Source organism: Nocardioides sp. Arc9.136, from assembly GCF_030506255.1.
Taxonomy (GTDB): domain Bacteria; phylum Actinomycetota; class Actinomycetes; order Propionibacteriales; family Nocardioidaceae; genus Nocardioides.
This window is the reverse complement of sequence record NZ_CP113431.1, coordinates 2,925,001-2,945,294: the sequence shown is the minus strand read 5'-3', so window position 1 is coordinate 2,945,294 and position 20,294 is coordinate 2,925,001. Positions and strand designations below refer to the sequence as shown.

Here is a 20,294-nt window from a genome sequence, read left to right as displayed (position 1 = left end):
CGTGCACAATCGAGGGATGCGCTCCACCCGAACCGCCCTCGCGGGCCTGCTCGCCGCGGGCCTGCTGCTGACCGCCTGCTCCGACGACTCCGAGGGCTCGGCCGATCCCGGCTCCGGGGACAGCTCCTCGCCGGCCGGCGAGGCGGGGTCCGCGTCGGCCAGCGCGACGCCGTACCTCCCCGTCCCCGACGGCGTCGAGCTGACCCCCCAGGGGACCGAGCTGTCGGTCGGCGACGAGGCCGTCGTGGCCTACGAGCCGCGGCAGGACCAGGTGGGCGTGCTCGGGATCCGGGTCGACCGGCTGGAGCGGACGACGTTCAAGGAGTCCTTCAGCGGTTGGCAGCTCGACGCCGCCACGAAGAAGTCCAACCCCTACTTCGTCCGCGCCACCCTCACCAACGAGGGGGACACCAAGCTGGGCGGCCGCCCCGTCCCGCTCTACATCGTCGACGGGAAGAACACGCTGATCGAGGCCTCCTCGTTCGCCAGCCGCTTCGCGCCGTGCCCGAGCGGGCCGCTGCCGAAGAAGTTCGGCCCGGGCGCGAAGACCGACGTCTGCCTCGTCTACCTGGCGCCGGACAAGGGCGACCTGACCGCGGTGAGCTTCCGTCCGACCCAGGAGTTCAACCCGATCACCTGGACCGGTGACCTGGAGAAGGTCGGCGGCGACAAGGGCGGCGACAAGGGCGGCAAGAAGGGCGGCAAGAAGGGCGGCAAGACCGGCGGCGCGAGCCGCTGAACCCACCGCGGGTGGGGCCTCGCGGCGGGAGGCACGTCGCGCACACGGGTGAGCGATTTTGGCCGCTCCGGGGCCCCGCCGGACAATGGACGACATGGTCCTGCCCTCCTCGTTGACCCTCGGGTCCCTGCGCGTCGACGTGCCCGTCGTGCTCGCGCCAATGGCGGGCATCACGAACGCGGCCTACCGCCGGCTGTGCGCCGAGCAGGGCGCCGGGCTCTACGTCTGCGAGATGATCACGAGCCGTGGGCTGGTCGAAGGCGACCAGCACACCCGCGACATGCTGGTCTTCGACGAGCTCGAGACCACCCGGTCGGTCCAGCTCTACGGCACCGACCCGGTCTACGTAGGGAAGGCCGCGGAGATCCTCTGCGCCGAGTACGGCGTCGCCCACATCGACCTGAACTTCGGCTGCCCGGTCCCCAAGGTGACCCGCAAGGGCGGCGGCGGCGCGCTGCCGTGGAAGCGCGCGCTGCTCGGCCGGATCCTCGAGCACGCCGTGGCCGCGGCCGCGCCGTACGACGTGCCGGTGACGATGAAGACCCGCAAGGGCATCGACGAGGACCACCTCACCTACCTCGACGCCGGCCGGATCGCCCAGGAGTCCGGTGCCGCGGCCATCGCGCTGCACGGGCGGACCGTCGCCCAGGCCTACTCGGGCGAGGCCGACTGGGACGCCATCGGGGAGCTGGCCGCGGCCGTCGACATCCCGGTGCTGGGCAACGGCGACATCTGGGAGGCCGCCGACGCGGTGCGCATGGTCGAGCAGACCGGCGCGGCCGGTGTGGTCGTCGGCCGCGGCTGCCTGGGCCGCCCGTGGCTGTTCCGCGACCTCGCGGCGGCGTTCGGCGGGCAGGAGGTCAAGACCCTGCCGACGCTGGGCGAGGTGACCGCCATGATGCGCCGCCACGCCGAGCTCCTGTGCCAGCACATGGGCGAGGAGCGGGGCTGCAAGGAGTTCCGCAAGCACGTCTCGTGGTACCTCAAGGGCTTCAGCGCCGGTGGGGAGATGCGTCGCTCGCTCGGGCTGGTCGACAGCCTCGCGGGGCTCGACGCGCTGCTGGCTGCCCTCGACCCGGACGAGCCCTTCCCGACCTCCGAGCTCGGCACCCCGCGAGGACGCCAGGGCTCGCCGCGCGCGAGGGTCGCGCTGCCCGAGGGCTGGCTCGACGACACCGACGGCCTGGGCTGCGTGCTCGCCGAGGACGCCGACAGCGCCACCGGCGGGTGAGCCGACACACAGCGGAATTTGCCGTTCAACTTTCACACAGGACGGCGGGTCTGTGTCACGGTAGGTGACCGTGCCGGTCCAGCGACGAGCTGACCGGCCGTCCCATGTACGCAACAGCAAAGGATTCAGCGCTGTGGCAGACCACCGCCACAAGCGGGACACCGATGCCCGCCGCAAGCCCCGGGCCGCCGTCATCGCCGGCCCGATCGCCCTCCTCGCCACCGCAGCCGCCGTCACCCTCGGCGTCGTCGGCACCCCCGCGGGCACCGAGCTGGTGACCGCCGACGCCGAGCAGGCGTCCGTGCCCGGCCCCTCGATGGAGTTCGAGCGCCAGCCGGTCGTCTCCCGGGCCTCGGACCGCATCGAGCGCAAGCCCACCCGGGCCGAGCTCGTCACCGCGCCCGCGAAGGTGCGCCGGGCCGTCGCGAACGCCGACACCAAGATGTGGACCACCACGGTGCTGAACCTGTGGGACCAGCCGGGGGAGAAGGCCGCCAAGGTCGGCCAGCTCGACGAGCTGGAGAAGGTGCTGGTCACCGGGCGCTCGCTCTTCGGCCGCGAGGAGGTCGTCGTCGACGGCACCGCGCGCTGGATCAGCACGGGCTACCTGGTCGCCGAGAAGCCCGAGACCGAGACCGAGGTCGAGGAGGGTACGGCGACCGCGCGGCAGCTGGGCGGTGCCTGCACCAACGGGTCGTCGGTCTCCTCCGGCGTCAGCCCGAACGTCGTCAAGGTGCACGAGGCGGTCTGCGCGGCGTTCCCCGAGATCTCGACCTACGGCACGTTCCGCGGGGACGGCGAGCACGCCCAGGGCATCGCCGTCGACATCATGGTGAGCGGTGACCGCGGCTGGGAGGTCGCGGAGTTCGTCCGCGCCAACTACGCCGAGCTCGGCGTCTCCTACCTCATCTACGCCCAGAAGATCTGGTCGGTGGAGCGCGCCGGCGAGGGCTGGCGTGCGATGGAGGACCGCGGCTCGACCACGGCCAACCACTACGACCACGTCCACGTCACGACGTACTGACCCCTCGGGTCCCTCCTCGTCGCCGTCGTGTCGGGGGCGCGCCCTAGGCTCGCCCCCGACATGACCACCGAGGAGCTGTACGACGACGCCGCCCGCGAGCGGCTCGTCCCGGAGCCGCCCAAGCGGGTCGACGCTCCTGAGCGGACCGCCTTCGAGCGCGACCGGGCGCGGCTGGTCCACGCCGCGGCCTCCCGGCGGCTCGCCGCGAAGACCCAGGTGCTGGGGCCGCAGACCGACGACTTCGTCCGGAACCGGCTCACCCACAGCCTCGAGGTGGCCCAGGTGGCCCGCGACCTCTCGCGCGCCCTCGGCAGCCAGCCCGACATCGCCGAGACCGCGGCGCTGGCCCACGACCTCGGCCACCCGCCGTTCGGCCACAACGGCGAACGGGTGCTGGCCGAGCTCAGCGGGTCGTGCGGCGGGTTCGAGGGCAACGCCCAGACCCTGCGGCTGCTGACCCGGCTGGAGGCCAAGACCTTCGACGCCGACGGGCGCTCCGTCGGGCTGAACCTCACCCGCGCCACGCTCGACGCCTGCACGAAGTACCCCTGGGCGCGGGCCCGGGCGGAGTCGCCCCGCGGCGTGCACGCCGACGGCTCCCCGCGCGAGGTCAGCAAGTTCGGGGTCTACGACGACGACCGCCCGGTCTTCGACTGGATGCGGCTCGGCGCCGTGGGCGACCGCCAGTGCCTGGAGGCACAGGTGATGGACCTCGCCGACGACGTCGCCTACTCCGTGCACGACATCGAGGACGGCATCGTCGCCGGCCGCGTCGACCTCACCGCCCTCGACACCGCCGCGGTCTGGGAGACCGTCCGCGACTGGTACGTCCCCGACGCCACCGACGAGGTGCTCGACGAGGTGCTCGCCGGCCTGCGGACCCAGGGGTCCTGGCCGGTCACGCCGTACGACGGCAGCCGCCGCGGCCTCGCGGCGCTGAAGAACCTCACCAGCGACCTGATCGGCAGGTTCTGCGGGGCCGTGCAGCACGCGACGTACGCCGCGGGGGAGGGGCCGTTCGTGCGCTACCGCGCGGACCTGGTGGTCCCGCCGCGGACGCTGCTGGAGATCGCGGTGCTCAAGGGCGTGGCCGCGCGGTACGTCATGCAGGCCGAGGACCGGGTCGCGGTGATGGAGCGGCAGCGCGAGCTGCTCGCCGAGCTGGTGGCGGCGCTGGTCCACCGCGGTCCGGACGCGCTGCAGCGCCCGCTCGCCGACGACTGGCGCGAGGCGGCCGACGACGCAGCGCGGTTGCGCGTGGTCGTCGACCAGGTCGCGTCCCTGACCGACGCGAGCGCGATCGAGTGGCACGCGCGGCTGTGCCGCTGACCGGCCTTGAAAGCCGACCGGTAAGGTCGAGTTTCATGAGCGACCGACTCGTCTGGCTGCCGTTCGACCCCGCCGAGCTCGGCGACCCGCCCGAGGGGCTGCGCTACGAGGTCGTCGACCCGACCCGGGACGTGCCGGACTCGGTCGAGGACGTGCGCTTCTACGTGCCGCCGTACCAGATGGGGCCGGCGATCGGCGACGTCCTGCCGCGGATGCGGAGCCTCGAGGTCGTCCAGCTGCTCTCGGCGGGTGTCGACAACGTCCGCTCGCGCGTGCCGGCGGGCGTCGCGCTCTGCAACGGCCGCGGCATCCACGACACCTCCACCGCCGAGCTCACCCTCGCGCTCGTCCTCGCCTCGCTCCGTGGGATCCCCGACTTCGTCCGGGCCCAGGACCGGCACGAGTGGACGCCCGGGTGGCGCCCCGCGCTCGCCGACCGCCGCGTCCTGCTGGTCGGGCACGGCGCGATCGGCGAGGCCATCGAGAGGCGGCTGCTGCCGTTCGAGGTCGACGTCGTCCGCGTCGCCCGCACCGCGCGCGAGGGCGTGCACCCGATCGAGGACCTGCCCGCGCTGCTCCCCGACGCGGACGTCGTCATCCTCGTCGTGCCGCTGACCGACGCGACGCGGGGGCTGGTCGACGCCGACTTCCTCGGCCGGATGAAGGACGGCGCCCTCCTGGTCAACGTCGCCCGCGGGGGCGTCGTCGTCACCGACGACCTGGTCGCCGCGCTGCACTCCGGGCGCATCCGCGCGGCGGTCGACGTGGCCGAGACCGAGCCGCTCCCGGCCGACAGCCCGCTGTGGGACGCACCCGGCCTGCTCGTCAGCCCGCACGTCGGCGGCGCCAGCAGCGCGATGTGGCCGCGGGCGCACCGGCTGGTCCGCGACCAGCTGCACCGGTACGCCGCGGGGGAGCCCCTCCACAACCTGATGACCGGCGAGTACTGATCCCCGTCGGCCACCTAGGATCGGCCCCGTGGCAGGCCTGATCCGCGAGGAGAGCATCGCCGAGGTGCGCGAGAAGGCGCGCATCGACGAGGTGGTGGGCGAGCACGTCTCCCTGCGCAACGCCGGCGGCGGGTCGATGAAGGGCCTGTGCCCCTTCCACGACGAGAAGTCGCCGTCCTTCCACGTCACCCCGTCGCGAGGGTTCTTCCACTGCTTCGGCTGCCAGGCCGGCGGCGACGTCATCAAGTTCGTCATGGACATCGACGCGCTGTCCTTCGCCGAGGCGGTCGAGCGGCTGGCCGACAAGTACGGCGTGCAGCTGCGCCGCGAGGAGGGCGACGTCCGGGAGGACCGCCCCCGCGGACCGCAGCGCAACCGGCTGATCGAGGCCCACCGCGTCGCCCAGCAGTTCTACGCCGAGCAGCTCGCCACGCCCGACGCGCTCGTGGCGCGGCAGTTCCTCGGCGAGCGCGGGTTCGACCAGTCGGCCGCCGAGACGTTCGGCGTCGGGTTCGCCCCGCGTGACGGCGACGCGCTCTTCAAGCACCTGCGCCAGAAGGCCTTCTCCGAGGAGGAGCTGGTCGCCGGCGGCCTCGTGGCGGTCGGCCGCTCGGCGTACGACCGGTTCCGCGGCCGGCTGCTCTGGCCCATCCGCGACGCCAGCGGCGACACGATCGGCTTCGGCGCGCGCCGGATCTTCGACGACGACCGGATCGACGCGAAGTACCTCAACACCTCCGAGACCCCGATCTACAAGAAGAGCCAGGTGCTCTACGGCATCGACCTGGCGCGCAAGGACATGGCGCGGTCCTCCCAGGCGGTCGTGGTCGAGGGCTACACCGACGTGATGGCCTGCCACCTCGCCGGGGTCACCACCGCGGTGGCGACGTGCGGGACGGCGTTCGGCGACGAGCACGCGCGGGTGCTGCGCCGCTTCATGCACGACCACGAGGAGTTCCGCGGCGAGGTGATCTTCGCCTTCGACGGCGACGCCGCCGGCCAGAAGGCGGCGCTGCGGACCTTCGGCGGGGACCAGAACTTCGTGTCCCAGACCTACGTCGCGGTCGAGCCCGACGGCCTGGACCCCTGCGACCTGCGGATCAAGCAGGGCGACGCCGCGGTCCGCGAGCTGGTCGCCCGACGGGTGCCGCTCTACCGGTTCGTGCTGTCCAACGTGGTCGGCAAGTACGACCTGGACCGCGCCGACAGCCGCGTCGACGCACTGCGCGAGGGTGCCCGCCTGGTCTCCAGCATCCGCGACCGCTCGAAGGTCGACGCCTTCGCCCGCGAGCTGGCCGGCATGGTGGGCATCGACATCGAGCAGGCCCGCGCCGAGGTGCGTCGCGCGACCAACCGCGGGCCCACGAAGCCCGACCAGCGCGGCAGCCGGCGGGGGGAGCCGCAGCCCGAGCAGCCGGCCGAGCGGGCTCCCCGCACGCCGGTCCCGGACCTGCGCGACCCGCGCTTCGCGCTCGAGCGGGAGACCCTCAAGCTGGTCATCCAGCACCCGATGGCGATCGGCCGGACGACCTCCGACATCGGCCCCGACGACTTCACCCACCCGGTCTACCGCGCCGTGTGGGGGCTCGTCGCCGCCGCGGGCGGGCCGGTCGCCGGCTCCGGGGACGCGCAGTGGGCCGGCCGGCTGCGCGACGCGGCCACCGATCCGCTCGTCTCCTCCACGATCAGCGCCTTGGGTGTCGAGCCGATCCTCTCCGCGAAGGAGCCGGACGCGGCGTACGTCTCCATGCACGTCTTCCGGCTCCTCGAGCTGACCGCGATGCGCCGGATCGCCGACGTGAAGTCCAAGCTGCAGCGCACCAACCCGGTGGAGAACGCCGCCGAGTACAACCGGATGTTCGGCGAGCTGGCCGCGCTCGAGCAGCACCGCCGCACGCTGCGCGAGCGGGCGGTCGGGAGCACCACGTGAGGCTGCGGCCCCGCCGGGCGCCCCGGCCCGACCTCGCCGTACGACGCGGGGAACGCCTGCTGGCCTGGACCGACACCTCCGTGGGGCCGGTCGGGGGCACCCGCGAGGCGCTGTACCTGCCCGACCGCCGGGTCCCGTGGGAGCACGTCGAGTCGGCCCACTGGGACCGCGACACCTCCGAGCTCGTCGTCCGCGAGGTCGGCAGCTGGGGCGAGCCGCGACCGGTGCACCGGGCGCTCGTCGACGAGCCCGGGCGGTTGCTCGAGCTCGTCCGCGAACGGGTGACCGCGAGCGTCGTGCTCCAGCGGCACGTGCCCGTCCTCGGGGAGCGCGGGCTGCGCGTCGTGGCGCGCCGCGGGTCCTCGGGCGCCCGCGCGCTCACCTGGACCTACGACCTCGACGACGGGCTCGACCCCGACGACCCCGCGGTCCGCGCGGCCGCCGAGCGCGGGCTCGCAGCAGCCCGCGCCGAGGTCGAGCCGGGCTGAGTCACGCCGGGCCCCCGAATTTCTCCGCGCCGCGGAGCCTTGCTAATGTGTGCGCGCTGCACCGATCCCCTGTAGCTCAACTGGCAGAGCATTCGGCTGTTAACCGGAGGGTTGTTGGTTCGAGTCCAACCGGGGGAGCAGAGATCGAGGGCCCGGCACCACGTGCCGGGCCCTCGCTGCGTCTCGGCACCTGGTTGCGGGCGGCTGTGCGGTTCGGTTGGATGGGTCGCCATCGGCGCAGCCACGTGGCCGGACTGACCGCGACCCCCTGGCGGCCAGCACATCTGCGTGACGGCCGGTCCCTCCTCGGCGCGGACTCAGCAGAGGGTCGGTCGAGGAGGCGTACCGCGGGCAGCCGGCGCGGCGACAGTCGTCGGCCCCCTGGACCTGCCTGCGGCCAGCGGTCCACGTCCGGGTAGGGCGTGTGGGGCTCGAACCCACGACCCAGGGATTATGAGTCCCTTGCTCTGACCGACTGAGCTAACGCCCCGCGAGCCCGGGAGCCTAGCCGGGCGCCGACGCGGCGGAGGCCGCGGGTGCCCGCCTCACCCGCCTCACCCGTCGCCCTCGTCCCCGTCGACGTCGTCGGCCTCGACGTAGTCCTGCCGCACCTGCTCCAACCAGCGCGACGCCGGCTGCCCGGTGACCGCCACGAGGTAGTCGACGAGGTGCATCGCGATGTTCGCCAGGTCGAGGATGGCCATCTCGCTGGCGGTGCTGGCGCCGAACGCCGACTCGAGCTCGGCCCAGCCCTGCTGGTAGACCTGCTCGAAGTCCGCCGGCAGCCACTCGCCGGAGGGGGTGTTGACCCGCATGGTCAGCAGGGACATCGCCCAGTTGGTGATCGCGTCGAAGTCCGGCTCGCCACTCATGGGACAACAGTGCCCGGTGGGTGGCAGCAGTCGACCCGCCCCCCGTGGGGACCGAGGGCGGGCCGACCTGCGCCGCGCTGGACGGGCCGGCCCCTGCAGGGACCGGAGCCGCCGTCGTCCAGGTGGTGCACCACCACCTGTCCCGACGGCCCTCCCGCGTTACACGCGTCGTGGAACCGGTCAGTCGAGCTTCATCAGCGCGCCGGGACCGAAGACCGGCCCGGTCAGGTAGATGTCACCGTCCTTGGCGACGTCGACGCCGCCGGGCAGCACCAGCTTCCCCGGGACGAGCTCACGGACGTGGGTGTGATTGCGGTGCGGGGTGATGCGGAACAGCCCGCCGACCTCGGCGCCCGGGGTGCCGGACTCGGCCTGCAGCCAGCCGGCCTTCGACATGCTCAGCGCGTAGATCCCGCCCCTGCGGTCGGCAGCGAGGTCCACGATCGAGGTGAGCCCGTCGGCGTAGCGCGTGCAGCTGCTGCGGTGCTTCGCCGGGTGCTTCGCCGCGCGGTGGTGGCGCCGGTCGTACGCCGCGGGGTCGCACACCGCACCCAGCGAGCCCGGCTTGATGCGCCACACCTGCGAGGTGCCCGGCGTCGCGGGGAAGCCGCGCAGCTCGCCGACGTACCAGTAGCCGTCGGCACCCACGGTGACCGAGGTCGGGACGGACTCCGCCGGCGTGGTCGGCGCCTCCGGCTCCGGCTCGGGCGCACCCCGGTCCAGGCGGCGCAGCGGGCCGGCAGGAGGCTCCGGAAGGTCGTCGGGAACGGCGACCACGCGCGGCTTGAACACCGCGACGGTCTTCACCGTGCCGTCCGGCCAGACCCGCAGGAGGTCGTTGCCGCCGGCGTCGACGACGAGCACGGTCCCGTCCTTGAGGGCGTGCAGGCCGAAGGGGTTCGTGTCCGTCGGGACGTTCTCGATGTCGTAGGGGTCGCCGTCGTCCACCTGGTACGCGCCGATGTCCGCGAGCGGCTCGAGCGTGCCGCCGGACCACACGTAGAGCGTGGCCGCGCCGGGCGGCAGGCCCTCGGCGGCGCCACCGCCCCCGGTGAGGAAGTAGACCTTGCCATGGGCGGCGGAGATGGCCTGGGCGAACCCGGCGGCCGCCGGCAGGCCGCCCAGCTCGCGCACCTCAGCGGTCCCGTCGCGGCGCTCGACGACGAGGCTGAAGGTGCCGTCGTCCTCGGTGACGAGGGTCAGCCCGCGGCCGACCGAGTCGACGCCGCGGGGCCCGCTGAGGGCGGTGATGGTGGTGAGGTCGTCGGGTTCGTGGCGGGGGTGGGCGTCGGCGGGCACGAGGGCGGCGGCGGCGAGAGCGGCGCTGGCGGTGCTGGCGACCAGCGCCGAGAGCAGCACGGTCCGTGGACGGGTCATGGGGAACTTCCTCCGGTGGCGGGGTGGATGGGGGTGCGGGGAGCGCACGGTTCACCACCCAAGTCCGCCGCCCGGCGCAGGCGCATCTCCCACATGGGGGAAGTCCCGGCGCGGCTCCGGGCTCAGCGGGGCGTGGTCGTGCGGGGCTGCGCTCGCGCGACGTCGCGCGCGCCGCGGCGGTGCACCAGCCACCCGACGACCACCAGCAGGGCGCCGGCGGCGAGGAAGCCGAGGTCCCACGACAGAGGAGCGCCGAGGTCGTCCCGGACGTGGTGCACGCCGAGGAGCTGGTGGTCGACGAGACCCTCGACGACGTTGAACAGCCCCCAGCCGGCCAGGACGAGCCCGAGGTGGAAGGACCAGGTGGGCGCGAGCCGCCCCTGCTGCCAGGCCCGGACGGTCAGCACGGACGCGGCCACGACGCAGAGCCACGCCAGCACGTGGAACAGCCCGTCGGCGAACGTGTTGGCCTCCAGGCCGGCCACGGTCGTGGTGGGGGTGTCGTCGACGTGGCTGACCATGTGGTGCCACTGCAGCAGCTGGTGCAGGACGATGCCGTCGACGAAGCCGCCGAGCCCGATGCCGTACAGCAGCCCGGCCGCTCTCGTGGGACGGCGGTCGGTGGGTGTCTCGGAGGTGGCCATGGCGGCGCGGTACCCACGCCGGTCCTAGGACCTCAACCCGCTCGAGAATCGTCCGTTCGGACGATGCCGTGCGGACCGCCGCCGACTAGTTTCTGCATCGCCGGGCCGTGGGCACACCCCCCAGGTCCACGGCCCGGCTCTGACCACCGCGTCCCAGGACGCCGGCAGAGCCGCGCGGTTTGTGCACGTCGGCCGACGGGAACCCGGGCCGCATGAGCATCCCTGCGAACGGTGGTCCCACCGCAGCGTCACTCGAGTTCGTCGGCACGGCGACGACGATCCTCCGGTTGGGTCCGTTCACCCTGCTGACCGACCCGAACTTCCTGCACCGGGGGCAGCGGGCCTACCTCGGCAAAGGGTTGTTCTCCAAGCGGCTCACCGAGCCGTCGCGGCAGCCCGCCGACCTGCCGAGGCTCGACGGGGTGGTGCTCAGCCACCTGCACGGTGACCACTTCGACCGCATCGCGCGCGAGCAGCTTGACCGTCAGCTGCTCGTCGCGACGACGCCGGCCTCGAGCCGGAAGCTCGGTCAGTGGGGCTTCCTCGGCGCGCACGGGATGCGCACCTGGGAGGACCTCTCGCTGACCAGCGGCGACAGCCGGCTGCGCATCGTCGCCGCGCCCGGGCAGCACGGTCCGGGGCCGGCCAAGCACGTGATGCCGCCGGTGATGGGCAGCGTCCTGGAGCTGGAGGAGCCGGGTCGGCCGGTCTTCCGGGTCTACATCAGCGGCGACACGTTGTTCCGGCCCTACCTGCGTGACGTCGTCGAGCGCACCGGGCCGCTCGACGCGGCGGTGGTGCACCTGGGCGGCACGCGTGCCTTCGGCGTCCTGGTGACCATGGACGACCGGCAGGGCGCCGACCTGGTGGAGCTCCTCGAGCCGGCCGTGACGGTGCCGGTGCACTTCGACGACTACACGGTCTTCCGGTCCGACCGCGCCGAGTTCCTGGCGCGTTGCCGCGAGCGCGGCCTGCCGACCCACCTGCGCACCGTCGAGCGGGGTGGGCGGGTCGAGCTCACCTGAGCCGACCCCGCGGGGGAGGGCGGAGGCGTCAGCCGTCCGTGCCGCGCCCGGTCGCCTGCTGGAGGCGGTTGATGTGCTCGGAGGCCTCGGCCTTGGTCAGGTCGGCCGGGATCGTCTCGCCGGCCTGGCGGGCCAGCGTGTCGAGGTAGCTGCGCTGGGCGCCGGTCATCGGCTCGTCGCCGGTGACCCAGTCCTCGGGGTCCTTCTGGGCGTTGGTGGGGGCGTCCTGACCGTCGGGGTTCTCGGCGCCGAGGACGTCGCCGTCGGCCGAGGGGTTCATCGCGGCGTTCGCATCTGTGTTCGAATCACTCATGTCCGCCCCGTACCCGACGCACCGGCCGGCAAACCCGTCCCTGGGGCGGGATCAGTAGCCGCGCTCGATGCCCCAGGCGACGGCCTGCGAGCGCCGGGCGACGCCGATCTTGTGGTAGATCTGGCGGATGTAGGTCTTCACCGAGTTGACCGAGACGTAGAGCTCGGCCGCGATCTCCAGGTTGCTCCGGCCCCGGCAGATCAAGGAGAGCACCTCGGCCTCGCGGCCGCTGAGGGAGTCGCTGGTCGGCATGGTGGCGGCCGGTGCCTGGACGACGTCCCCGTCGTGCACGAGCTCGACCACGCGGACCAGCTCGTCGGAGTCCACGGACTTCGACACGAAGCCCTGTGCGCCCGCCGACACGGCTCGCCGCACGCTGCCCGGGTCCAGCCGCCAGGTGTAGACCACGATGCGGCCGCGGCTGCGGCCGGCGACCTCGGACAGGTACGCCTCGATGTCGACGCCCCGGCCCACGGGGTCGCAGAGGACCACGTCGGCGACCTCGGGCTCCACGTGCGCGACCCGGCCGGGGTGCTGGGCGAGCATGCCCTCCACGCCGGTGGCCACGAGCTCGGACTCGTCCACCAGGCCCACCCGCACCGGCCTGCTGCCGGCTGCCCTCGCGTCGTCCGTCGCGTCGTCTGGAGCGTTCTTCATGATGAGTACGAACCTAAGCCGGACCGAGGGTCGACATGGACCGCAAGAGGTCGCCCGAAGGGGTGAAAAGTGCTGGTCGGAGCGGTTCTCGGTCAGGATCCGGTCGTCCCCGACCGGTACGGCGAGTGCCTCAGCCGGCCGAGGAGTACGCCGCGCGGTACTCCTCCAGCAGCCCCTGGCCGCGCCGTACGGCGGCCGCGAGCGCGTCGACCAGCGGCTCCGCACCCTGGGTGGTCCCCGCGTCGCCGAGGAACTCCAGCTCCCGGGCGGCGGCCCCCACCTCGAGCACGCCGAGGTTGAGGGCGCTCCCCGCCAGCTTGTGCGCGGCCTGCCGCATCGCGTCGGCGTCGTCGTCGGCGACGGTCTCGCGGATCCGGTCGACCGCCGGGCCCGAGTTGGCGAGGAAGTTCCCGATCGCCCGGTCCAGGTAGGCCGTGCTCCCGGGGTCGAGGTCCCGCAGCATGTCCAGGCGCTCGACGTCGAGCCCCTCGACCGGCGTTGACGGTGGCATCTCCATGACTTGCTCCTCCTCGGGTGGTGGGACCGAGCCCGGCCCCACCCACTGTGACAACACGGACCCGAGCGCCGCCGGGTCCACCGGCTTCGTCAGGAAGTCGTCCATCCCGGCCGCCAGGCAACGCTCGCGCTCGCCCTCGACGGCGGCGGCGGTCATGGCGATCACCGGCACGCGGCCGGCGCCCCCCGCACCGCCCTCGCGGCGGCGGAGCTCCCGCGTCGCGGCGTACCCGTCCATGCGGGGCATCTGGACGTCCATCAGCACGGCGTCGAAGGACTCCCGCTCCAGCACCTCGAGCGCGGCGACGCCGTCCTCGGCCGTCACCACGTCGTAGCCCATCGACTCCAGCAGCCCCGTCGCCACCATCTGGTTGACCGGGTTGTCCTCGACGACCAGGACGCGCTGTTCGCGCCCGGCCTGCGGCTCGGGGGCGGACGCCACCGGTGCCGCGTCGACGCCGGCCAGCGCCCCGACGAGGACGCCGCGCAGCACGGGTGCGAGCACGGGCTTGGTCAGGCAGCTGGCGATCCCCGCCTCCGCGACCGCGGCGGGGTCGACCTCCGAGAAAGAGGTGAGCATGACCAGGCGCAGCGCGTCGTACGTCGCGTCCCGGCGCACCGCGCGGGCGAGGTCGAGGCCGTCGCGTCCCGGCATCGCCAGGTCGAGGAGGGCCCCGTCGAAGGGATCGCCCTCGGCGACCGCCCCCGCGAGCGCGCGCTCGGCGTCGTCGGCGGTCGCGACGCTGAGCGGCCGGACGTGCCAGCAGCGCAGCTGCTCCTCGAGGATGAGGCGGTTGTGGGCGTTGTCGTCGACGACCAGGACGCGCTGGCCGGCGAGCCAGGTCCGGGCGTAGGCGTCGCCGGGGTCGGTGGTGGTGCCCGCGGGCCGGTCGAAGGCCGCGGTGAAGGAGAAGGTGCTCCCGCCGGCGGGGTTCGGCTCGAACCAGATCTCGCCGCCGAGCGCGGCCACGATCTCCTTGGAGATCGCCAGGCCCAGCCCGGTGCCGCCGTAGACGCGGGTGGTCGAGGCGTCGGCCTGGGTGAACGGCTCGAAGAGCCCAGCGACCTTGGCCGGGTCGACGCCCATGCCGGTGTCGGTGACGTCCACGCGCAGGGTCGTGCGGCCCTCCTCGGCGGGTGCGCACGTCGCCCGGACGAAGACCTCGCCGGCCTCGGTGAACTTCACGGCGTTCGAGACCAGGTTCGTGAGCACCTGGGACAGGCGCGTCGGGTCCCCGGCGAGCACGTCGGGCACGTCGGGGTGGCAGGAGACGATCAGCTCCAGGCCGCGCGAGCGCGCGCCCTCGGCCATGACCGCGGCGACCTGGTCGAAGACCGGCCGCACCTCGAAGTCGACGACCTCCAGCTCCAGCCGGCCGGCCTCGATCTTGGAGAAGTCCAGGATGTCGTTGATGACGTTCAGCAGGGCGCGGCTGGCCACCTGCACCCCCGACGCCAGTCGCAGCTGGTCGGGGGCGAGCCCGGTGCGCAGCAACAGGTCGTTGAGGCCGATGACGCCGTTGAGCGGGGTCCGGATCTCGTGGCTCATCGTCGCGAGGAACTCCGACTTCTGCCGCGAGGCCTCCATGGCCTGGTCGCGGGCGTCGGCCAGCTCGCGCTCGGCCTGCTCGCGCTCGACCACGCGCGCCATCTGGACGGTCACCGCGTCGACCATCTCCTCGATCATGCGGTGGCGGTAGAGGGGCGGGGCCGACGTGATGGTGACGACCGCGTGCACCCGCCCGGCGTACGACACCGGGGCGGCGATCATCAGCCGCTGGTCGTCCCACACGGGGCGCTGGTCGTGGAACGCCCGCTGGGCCAGGGCCAGCTCGCGGGCCGCGACGTCGGGCGCGCCCGCGTCGGCGAGCCGGTCCTCCTCACTGATGTAGTACGGCGCGACGCCGGTGCCGTCCTCGGCGACCAGGAACCCGCGGCCGCGCTCCCAGTCGTCGTGCAGCAGCACCAGGTCGCGGGCCTGGCCGAGCAGCTCGTGCAGCGACCGGGCCTCGTTCGCCGCGGACGCCACGGCCTGCATCAGGACGTTCTGGTTGACCTGGTCGACGAGCGCCAGCTCGGTCTGCTTGACCTCGGTGATGTCCTGGTGGGTCCCCGACATGGCGACCGCCCGCCCGTCGGGGTCGCGGTGCACCACCCCCCGGCCGCGCGTCCACACCCAGCCCTTCGCGCCGAGCACGCGGGCGACCCAGACGAAGGCGTCGGCACCGTCCAGGGCGCCGCGCACCTGCTCGTCCACGTGCGCCCGGTCGTCGTCGTGGAGGATCGCGAGGAACTCGTCGTACGACGCCGGGAACCCGCCGGGCTCGAAGCCGTAGAGCTCGTGGATCTCGGCGGAGCCGACGACCGTGTCGTGCACCAGGTCCCAGGACCAGCTGCCGAGCCGGGCGATGCGCTGGGCCTCGGCCAGCCGCCCGCGGCTCTCGACCAGCTCCTCGAGGTCGCGGCGCCGGTCGCTCCAGTCGGTCATCCGGTGCAGGACGCCGGTGACCTCGCCGTCGGGCCCGCGCAGCGGGGACTCGCGGGCCAGGACCCAGGTCGCGGTGCCGTCCGCGCGCTGCAGCCGCACCTCGACCTCACGCTCGTTGAAGCGCCCCTGCCGCACCTGCTCCAGGTGCGCGGAGAACTGGGCCCTGCCCGGCTCGTCGAGGGTGTCGAAGACGGTGAGCTGCTGGGCACGCTCGCGGGTGACGCCGACCATGCGGGCCAGTGCGGGGTTGGCGTACAGGATGCGTCCGTCGAGGTCGAAGACCCAGATGCCGTCCGGGGCCGTCTCGACGACGTCGCGGTACAGCGATCCCAGCTCCATGCCCACCTCCCGCGCTCACCCTAGGGGCTGGCGGAGCGCCGTCGTGACGCGCTAGCCCTCGCCGGCGATCTTGTAGGTGCCGTCCTCGAAGCTCAGCCGGAGCTCGACGTCGTCGCGGACCGTCCGACCGTTGGTGAGCGTGTAGCTGTAGCGGTACTCCACCGAGGGGCCGGACGGGTCCGGCCGCACCCGCTGCACCTGCACCGACTCGACGTCACCCCAGAACCCGGCGTACCCGGCCAGGCCGCCGCTCTCCGCCTGGAACTGCGGGGTGAGCATCTGGAAGCCCGCCGAGGGGTCGGAGGCGGCGGTCCGGAGGTAGTCGCGGATGAAGGCGTCGATGCCCTCGGCGGTCGGCCGCTCCGGTTCCGCGGACCGCGAGCTCGGAGGGGCCGTCGTGGGTGCGGGGGCCGTGCTCGGCGACCCCGACGGGTCGTCGCTCCCGCCCCCGCGCCCGAGCAGGAAGCCGCCGACCGTGAGGACGACGACCGCGGCCACGCCCAGCAGCACCGGGAGGAGCAGGCCGCGTCCGCGGTGGCGCGAGTCTTCGGGCGCCCCGGGCGGCGGCGGGGGGAGGGACGGCGCAGAGGGGCCGGCAGGAGGGGGGACCGGCGGGACCGCCTGCGGGGTCGCGCCGGCGCCGGTCGGCGGGGCCGACGGTGGGGGTGGCGGTGGCGGCAGCATCCCGGTGCGGGCGAGCAGCTGCGTGCTGTGGTCGTCGTGGCGCGACGCCCGCGCCACCGGCACCGGTCGGGAGGTCGCGGCTCCGGGCCCGGCCTCGAGGAAGTCCCGTACCTGCGCCATGGTCCAGCGGTCACCGGGCTCGCGCGCCATGGTGGCCGCGAGCAGCGGGGTCAGCCACCCGGCGTCGTCGAGCCGGGGCGGGTCCTCGTGCACGATCCGGTACAGCGCACCGAGGACGTTGTCGCCGACGTCGTACGGCGGCCGGCCGGCCAGCGCGTGGAACGTCGAGGCCCCGAGGGACCACACGTCGCTCGGCGGGCTCGCCTGCCGACCGCTGGCGACCTCGGGCGCGAGATAGGCGGGGGAGCCGGTGACCAGACCGGTCTGGGTGAGGGAGGCGTCCGCCTCGGCCCGCGCGATCCCGAAGTCCGACAGCTTCACCCGGCCGTCCTCGGTGACCAGCATGTTCGACGGCTTCACGTCGCGGTGCACGATGCCGGCGGCGTGCGCGGCGGCCAGCGCGTCGGCGGCCTGGGCCAGGACCCGCGCGGCCTCGTCGGTGGGCAGCGGCCCGCGGGTCCGCACGAGCTCGGCGAGCGTGGTGCCCGGCACGTGCTCCATCACCAGCCAGCGGACGTCCCCCTCGTCGACGAGGTCGAAGACCGCCACGACGTGCGGGTGGTTGAGCCGCGCGGCCAGCCGCGCCTCGCGCTGGGCGCGCTCGAGGTCGGCGGTGCTGCTGCCGGGGGCGAGGCCGATGCGCTTGAGCGCGACGCCCCGGCCGAGCACCTCGTCGCGTGCCAGCCAGACGGCGCCCATGCCGCCCCGACCGATCTCGCGCTCGAGCGAGTACCTGCCGGCGATCACCGTGGGGGGCCTCCTCGTCGCCTCCGCTGCCTGCGGACCGAGCCAGCCTAGCGACGGCTCCACGCCGAGCCCGGTGGGCGGACGCGCCGCCGATGCGGCAGGCTTGTCGGCAGGTACCCAGCCCGACGGAAGGTCCATCGTGTCCCTCGACCCCACCCTGCTCGACGACCTCCAGTGGCGCGGTCTCATCGCGCACTCGACGGACCTCGACGCGATGCGCGAGGCGTTCGCCGCGGGGAGCGTGAGGTTCTACGTGGGGTTCGACCCGACCGCGCCGAGCCTGCACATGGGCCACCTCGTCCAGGTGCTGACCGCCCGCCGGCTGCAGGAGGCCGGCCACACGCCGTACGCCCTCGTCGGTGGGGCGACCGGCATGATCGGCGACCCCCGTGACTCCGGCGAGCGCACGCTGAACTCCCTCGACACCGTCGAGGAGTGGACCGACCGGGTCCGCGGGCAGATCGAGCCGTTCCTCTCCTTCGAGGGGGACAACGCCGCGACGATGGTCAACAACTACGACTGGACCGCACAGGTCTCCGCGATCGACTTCCTCCGCGACATCGGGAAGCACTTCCCGGTCAACCGGATGCTCGCCCGCGACGTGGTGAGCCGCCGGCTCGAGGCGGGCATCAGCTACACCGAGTTCAGCTACGTGCTGCTCCAGTCGATGGACTTCCTCCACCTGCACCGGGCGGAGGGGGTCGACCTGCAGCTCGGCGGCTCCGACCAGTGGGGCAACCTCACCGCGGGCGTCGAGCTGATCCGCCGCGCGACCGGCGACCGGGCGCACGCGTTCGTCACCCCGCTGCTCACCAAGGCCGACGGGACGAAGTACGGCAAGACCGAGGGCGGCGCGCTCTGGCTCGACCCCGAGATGATGTCGCCGTACTCCTTCTTCCAGTTCTGGCTCAACGTCGAGGACGAGAAGGTCCCCGAGCTGCTGCGGGTCTTCACCTTCCTCTCCCGCGAGGAGATCGAGGAGCTCGAGGCCACCCACGCCGAGAAGCCGTTCCGCCGGGCCGGGCAGAAGGCGTTGGCCGACCACGTCACCACGCTGGTCCACGGCGCCGAGGAGACCGAGCGGATCAAGGCGGCCTCCGCCGCCCTGTTCGGCGGGGGCGACCTGGCAGGCCTCGGCGGCTCCACCCTCGGGTCCGCCCTGCGCGAGGCCGGCTCGGTGACGGTCGACCGCGCGGGCGGGATCCCCCCGGTCGTGGACCTGCTCGTGGACACCGGCCTGGCCAAGAGCAAGGGCGAGGCCCGGCGCACGATCGGCGAGGGCGGCGCGTACCTCAACAACGTCCGGGTCGAGGACGCCGAGGCGGTGCCCGCCGAGGCGGACCTGATCGACGGCGCCTGGCTGGTGCTGCGCCGGGGCAAGAAGAAGTTCGCCGGCGTCGAGGTCCGATGACCAGCTGGCTCGCCGGCCTGGAGGAGAGGGCGCGGGCCGTGCTGCCCGCCCCCGTCCTCGAGTACGTCGCGCAGGGGGCCCGCGAGTCGCTCACCGCCGCCGGCGCGGCCGACGCCTGGCGCGCGGTCCGCTTCCTGCCGCACGTCATGCGCGACGTCACCGACGTCGACCCGGGCGTCGAGCTGCTCGGCCGGCGCAGCGAGGTGCCGTGGGGCGTGGCGCCGACGACGCTGCAGCGGGCGGTGCATCCCGAGGGCGAGCTGGCGATGGTCCGGGCCACCGCCGCGGCCGGCGCCGTCACGGTGGTGTCCAGCAACGCCGGGACCGGCTTCGCCGAGATCGGTGCGACCGGGGCCCGGTGGTGGCTGCAGGCCTACCTGCCCAGCGACCGCACGCTCGCCGAGCCGATGCTGGCCCGCGCGGTCGAGGCCGGGGCCGAGGCCGTGGTGCTCACCGTGGACACCCCGGTGGTGGGGACCAAGCACGTCGTGGGGGAGTCCGTCTGGGACACGGTCGACCCGGGGCTGGTGCGCGTGAACTTCGGGCCCGGGCACGAGCAGCACCCGGGGGCCGACAAGGCGACCGACCTCGGCCCGCACGACATCGACTGGTTGCAGACCCGCACTGGGCTGCCGGTCGTGGTCAAGGGCGTGCTGCGCCCGGACGACGCGCGTCGGTGCGTCCAGGCCGGTGCGGCTGCCGTCTGGGTCAGCAACCACGGGGGACGACAGCTCGACCGCGCTGTCGCCACCGCGACCGCTCTCCCGGCCGTGGTCGCGGAGGTGGGCCGGGACGCCCAGGTGTACGTCGACGGGGGAGTGCGCTCCGGCCTCGACGTCCTCGCCGCGCTGGCATCGGGTGCGGACGCGGTGTTCCTCGGGCGGTCACCGGTGTGGGCGCTCGCCGGCGGCGAGGAGGGAGTGGCCCGCCTGCACGCCGAGCTGCTCGCGGAGACGGTCGAGGCGCTGCGCCTGGCCGGCTGCCGCACCGCCGCCGAGGCGCGCTCGCTGCTCCGGCAGGCCGCTGTACCCGGCGCCTGAGGAGGCGAAACGGCCTGTGCTCGCCGTCACGCCGTCTCGGTTTGGTGTTTGGCGCGAGGGCCGTCTAATGTTTTCTCTGTCGCCAGGGAGCGGCGGGGAGCAAGGCCGGTCTGGTCGGGCTTCCGGCCCCGGGTTGACCACAGCATGGTCCTGGTGGTTCGGGGGCTGCACCGGTTTGTTGGTGTGGGTCTTGGGTGTCTAGGGTGTGCGAGCCCCGGAGGGCAGTGAGGGATCGCTGTCCGCGGTGTGCGTGTGATTCTTGAGAACTCAACAGTGTGTCATAGTCGACGAATTAGTTTGTTATGCCCCGTCGACTGATCTCCCTCTTTTGTGGGGTTGGTTGGTTGATGGTTTCTTTGACAATGATTCT

The 20,294-nt window shown here is 73.5% G+C and carries 17 protein-coding genes and 2 tRNA genes; 11 read left to right on the top strand and 8 right to left on the bottom strand.

Features of this window, described 5'->3' with window-relative positions:
* The first annotated feature begins 16 nt into the window (after positions 1 to 16).
* The 8 genes from OSR43_RS14295 (at position 17) to OSR43_RS14260 (ending at position 7,829) form a co-directional block, all read left to right on the top strand.
* Entirely contained in the window at positions 17 to 739 is a 723-nt protein-coding gene (locus OSR43_RS14295; protein WP_302267275.1) for a hypothetical protein, read from the top strand.
* Between the two features lie 94 nt (positions 740 to 833).
* Complete coding sequence (dusB, locus tag OSR43_RS14290) at positions 834 to 1,970, top strand: tRNA dihydrouridine synthase DusB (protein ID WP_302267274.1); 1,137 nt, start codon at positions 834 to 836, stop codon at positions 1,968 to 1,970.
* Between the two features lie 133 nt (positions 1,971 to 2,103).
* Complete coding sequence (locus OSR43_RS14285) at positions 2,104 to 2,994, top strand: mucin-2 protein (RefSeq protein ID WP_302267273.1); 891 nt, start codon at positions 2,104 to 2,106, stop codon at positions 2,992 to 2,994.
* Between the two features lie 60 nt (positions 2,995 to 3,054).
* Positions 3,055 to 4,323, top strand: coding sequence for a deoxyguanosinetriphosphate triphosphohydrolase (locus OSR43_RS14280; RefSeq protein ID WP_302267272.1), 1,269 nt, complete (start codon positions 3,055 to 3,057; stop codon positions 4,321 to 4,323).
* Between the two features lie 35 nt (positions 4,324 to 4,358).
* Complete coding sequence (locus OSR43_RS14275) at positions 4,359 to 5,273, top strand: 2-hydroxyacid dehydrogenase (RefSeq protein ID WP_302267271.1); 915 nt, start codon at positions 4,359 to 4,361, stop codon at positions 5,271 to 5,273.
* Between the two features lie 28 nt (positions 5,274 to 5,301).
* Positions 5,302 to 7,203, top strand: a complete 1,902-nt coding sequence (dnaG, locus tag OSR43_RS14270) for a DNA primase (protein WP_302267270.1) — start codon at positions 5,302 to 5,304, stop codon at positions 7,201 to 7,203.
* A complete protein-coding gene (locus OSR43_RS14265; RefSeq protein ID WP_302267269.1) occupies positions 7,200 to 7,691 on the top strand; it encodes a hypothetical protein in 492 nt (163 codons plus the stop codon). The genes dnaG and OSR43_RS14265 overlap by 4 nt, the downstream gene beginning before the upstream one ends.
* Before the next feature lie 65 nt (positions 7,692 to 7,756).
* A tRNA-Asn gene (locus tag OSR43_RS14260) sits at positions 7,757 to 7,829 on the top strand.
* Positions 7,830 to 8,107: 278 nt separating this feature from the next.
* On the opposite strand, the gene OSR43_RS14255 is transcribed toward OSR43_RS14260, so the two are convergent.
* The 4 genes from OSR43_RS14255 to OSR43_RS14240 form a co-directional block, all read right to left on the bottom strand.
* Positions 8,108 to 8,181, bottom strand: a tRNA-Ile gene (locus tag OSR43_RS14255).
* 64 nt (positions 8,182 to 8,245) lie between these two features.
* A complete protein-coding gene (locus OSR43_RS14250; RefSeq protein WP_302267268.1) occupies positions 8,246 to 8,563 on the bottom strand; it encodes a hypothetical protein in 318 nt (105 codons plus the stop codon).
* Positions 8,564 to 8,743: 180 nt separating this feature from the next.
* Positions 8,744 to 9,940, bottom strand: a complete 1,197-nt coding sequence (locus OSR43_RS14245; protein WP_302267267.1) for a ScyD/ScyE family protein — start codon at positions 9,938 to 9,940, stop codon at positions 8,744 to 8,746.
* Between the two features lie 122 nt (positions 9,941 to 10,062).
* Positions 10,063 to 10,584 carry a DUF2243 domain-containing protein gene (locus tag OSR43_RS14240; protein WP_302267266.1) on the bottom strand — a complete coding sequence of 174 codons (522 nt, stop codon included), beginning with the start codon at positions 10,582 to 10,584 and terminating at the stop codon, positions 10,063 to 10,065.
* A 212-nt stretch (positions 10,585 to 10,796) separates the two neighbouring features.
* On the opposite strand from OSR43_RS14240, the gene OSR43_RS14235 reads away from it, so the two are divergent.
* A complete protein-coding gene (locus tag OSR43_RS14235; protein ID WP_302267265.1) occupies positions 10,797 to 11,609 on the top strand; it encodes an MBL fold metallo-hydrolase in 813 nt (270 codons plus the stop codon).
* 28 nt (positions 11,610 to 11,637) lie between these two features.
* Here OSR43_RS14235 and OSR43_RS14230 read toward each other — a convergent pair whose 3' ends face one another.
* The 4 genes from OSR43_RS14230 to OSR43_RS14215 form a co-directional block, all read right to left on the bottom strand.
* On the bottom strand, positions 11,638 to 11,922 hold the full coding sequence (locus OSR43_RS14230; protein WP_302267264.1) for a DUF3072 domain-containing protein: 285 nt from the start codon (positions 11,920 to 11,922) through the stop codon (positions 11,638 to 11,640).
* 51 nt (positions 11,923 to 11,973) lie between these two features.
* Complete coding sequence (locus OSR43_RS14225; protein WP_302267263.1) at positions 11,974 to 12,579, bottom strand: response regulator transcription factor; 606 nt, start codon at positions 12,577 to 12,579, stop codon at positions 11,974 to 11,976.
* A 130-nt stretch (positions 12,580 to 12,709) separates the two neighbouring features.
* On the bottom strand, positions 12,710 to 15,922 hold the full coding sequence (locus tag OSR43_RS14220; RefSeq protein ID WP_302267262.1) for a response regulator: 3,213 nt from the start codon (positions 15,920 to 15,922) through the stop codon (positions 12,710 to 12,712).
* 51 nt (positions 15,923 to 15,973) lie between these two features.
* Positions 15,974 to 17,473 (bottom strand): serine/threonine-protein kinase, encoded by a 1,500-nt coding sequence (locus OSR43_RS14215; protein WP_302267261.1) that lies wholly within the window; start codon positions 17,471 to 17,473, stop codon positions 15,974 to 15,976.
* Between the two features lie 139 nt (positions 17,474 to 17,612).
* Here OSR43_RS14215 and tyrS point away from each other — a divergent pair, with 139 nt between their 5' ends.
* Both tyrS and OSR43_RS14205 read left to right on the top strand, forming a co-directional pair.
* Positions 17,613 to 18,884, top strand: coding sequence for a tyrosine--tRNA ligase (gene tyrS / locus OSR43_RS14210; RefSeq protein ID WP_302267260.1), 1,272 nt, complete (start codon positions 17,613 to 17,615; stop codon positions 18,882 to 18,884).
* A complete protein-coding gene (locus OSR43_RS14205; RefSeq protein WP_302267259.1) occupies positions 18,881 to 19,924 on the top strand; it encodes an alpha-hydroxy acid oxidase in 1,044 nt (347 codons plus the stop codon). The genes tyrS and OSR43_RS14205 overlap by 4 nt, the downstream gene beginning before the upstream one ends.
* Positions 19,925 to 20,294: the final 370 nt, after the last annotated feature.

What these genes read in the sequence shown, in the direction of transcription:
- OSR43_RS14295 (WP_302267275.1), top strand. Translation starts at nt 17, where the DNA reads ATGCGCTCCACCCGAACCGCCCTCGCGGGCCTGCTCGCCGCGGGCCTG.
- OSR43_RS14275 (WP_302267271.1), top strand. Translation starts at nt 4,359, where the DNA reads ATGAGCGACCGACTCGTCTGGCTGCCGTTCGACCCCGCCGAGCTCGGC.
- OSR43_RS14250 (WP_302267268.1), bottom strand. Translation starts at nt 8,563, where the DNA reads ATGAGTGGCGAGCCGGACTTCGACGCGATCACCAACTGGGCGATGTCC.
- OSR43_RS14225 (WP_302267263.1), bottom strand. Translation starts at nt 12,579, where the DNA reads ATGAAGAACGCTCCAGACGACGCGACGGACGACGCGAGGGCAGCCGGC.
- OSR43_RS14205 (WP_302267259.1), top strand. Translation starts at nt 18,881, where the DNA reads ATGACCAGCTGGCTCGCCGGCCTGGAGGAGAGGGCGCGGGCCGTGCTG.
- OSR43_RS14245 (WP_302267267.1), bottom strand. Translation starts at nt 9,940, where the DNA reads ATGACCCGTCCACGGACCGTGCTGCTCTCGGCGCTGGTCGCCAGCACC.
- OSR43_RS14235 (WP_302267265.1), top strand. Translation starts at nt 10,797, where the DNA reads ATGAGCATCCCTGCGAACGGTGGTCCCACCGCAGCGTCACTCGAGTTC.
- OSR43_RS14240 (WP_302267266.1), bottom strand. Translation starts at nt 10,584, where the DNA reads ATGGCCACCTCCGAGACACCCACCGACCGCCGTCCCACGAGAGCGGCC.
- dusB (WP_302267274.1), top strand. Translation starts at nt 834, where the DNA reads ATGGTCCTGCCCTCCTCGTTGACCCTCGGGTCCCTGCGCGTCGACGTG.
- OSR43_RS14230 (WP_302267264.1), bottom strand. Translation starts at nt 11,922, where the DNA reads ATGAGTGATTCGAACACAGATGCGAACGCCGCGATGAACCCCTCGGCC.
- OSR43_RS14220 (WP_302267262.1), bottom strand. Translation starts at nt 15,922, where the DNA reads ATGGAGCTGGGATCGCTGTACCGCGACGTCGTCGAGACGGCCCCGGAC.
- OSR43_RS14280 (WP_302267272.1), top strand. Translation starts at nt 3,055, where the DNA reads ATGACCACCGAGGAGCTGTACGACGACGCCGCCCGCGAGCGGCTCGTC.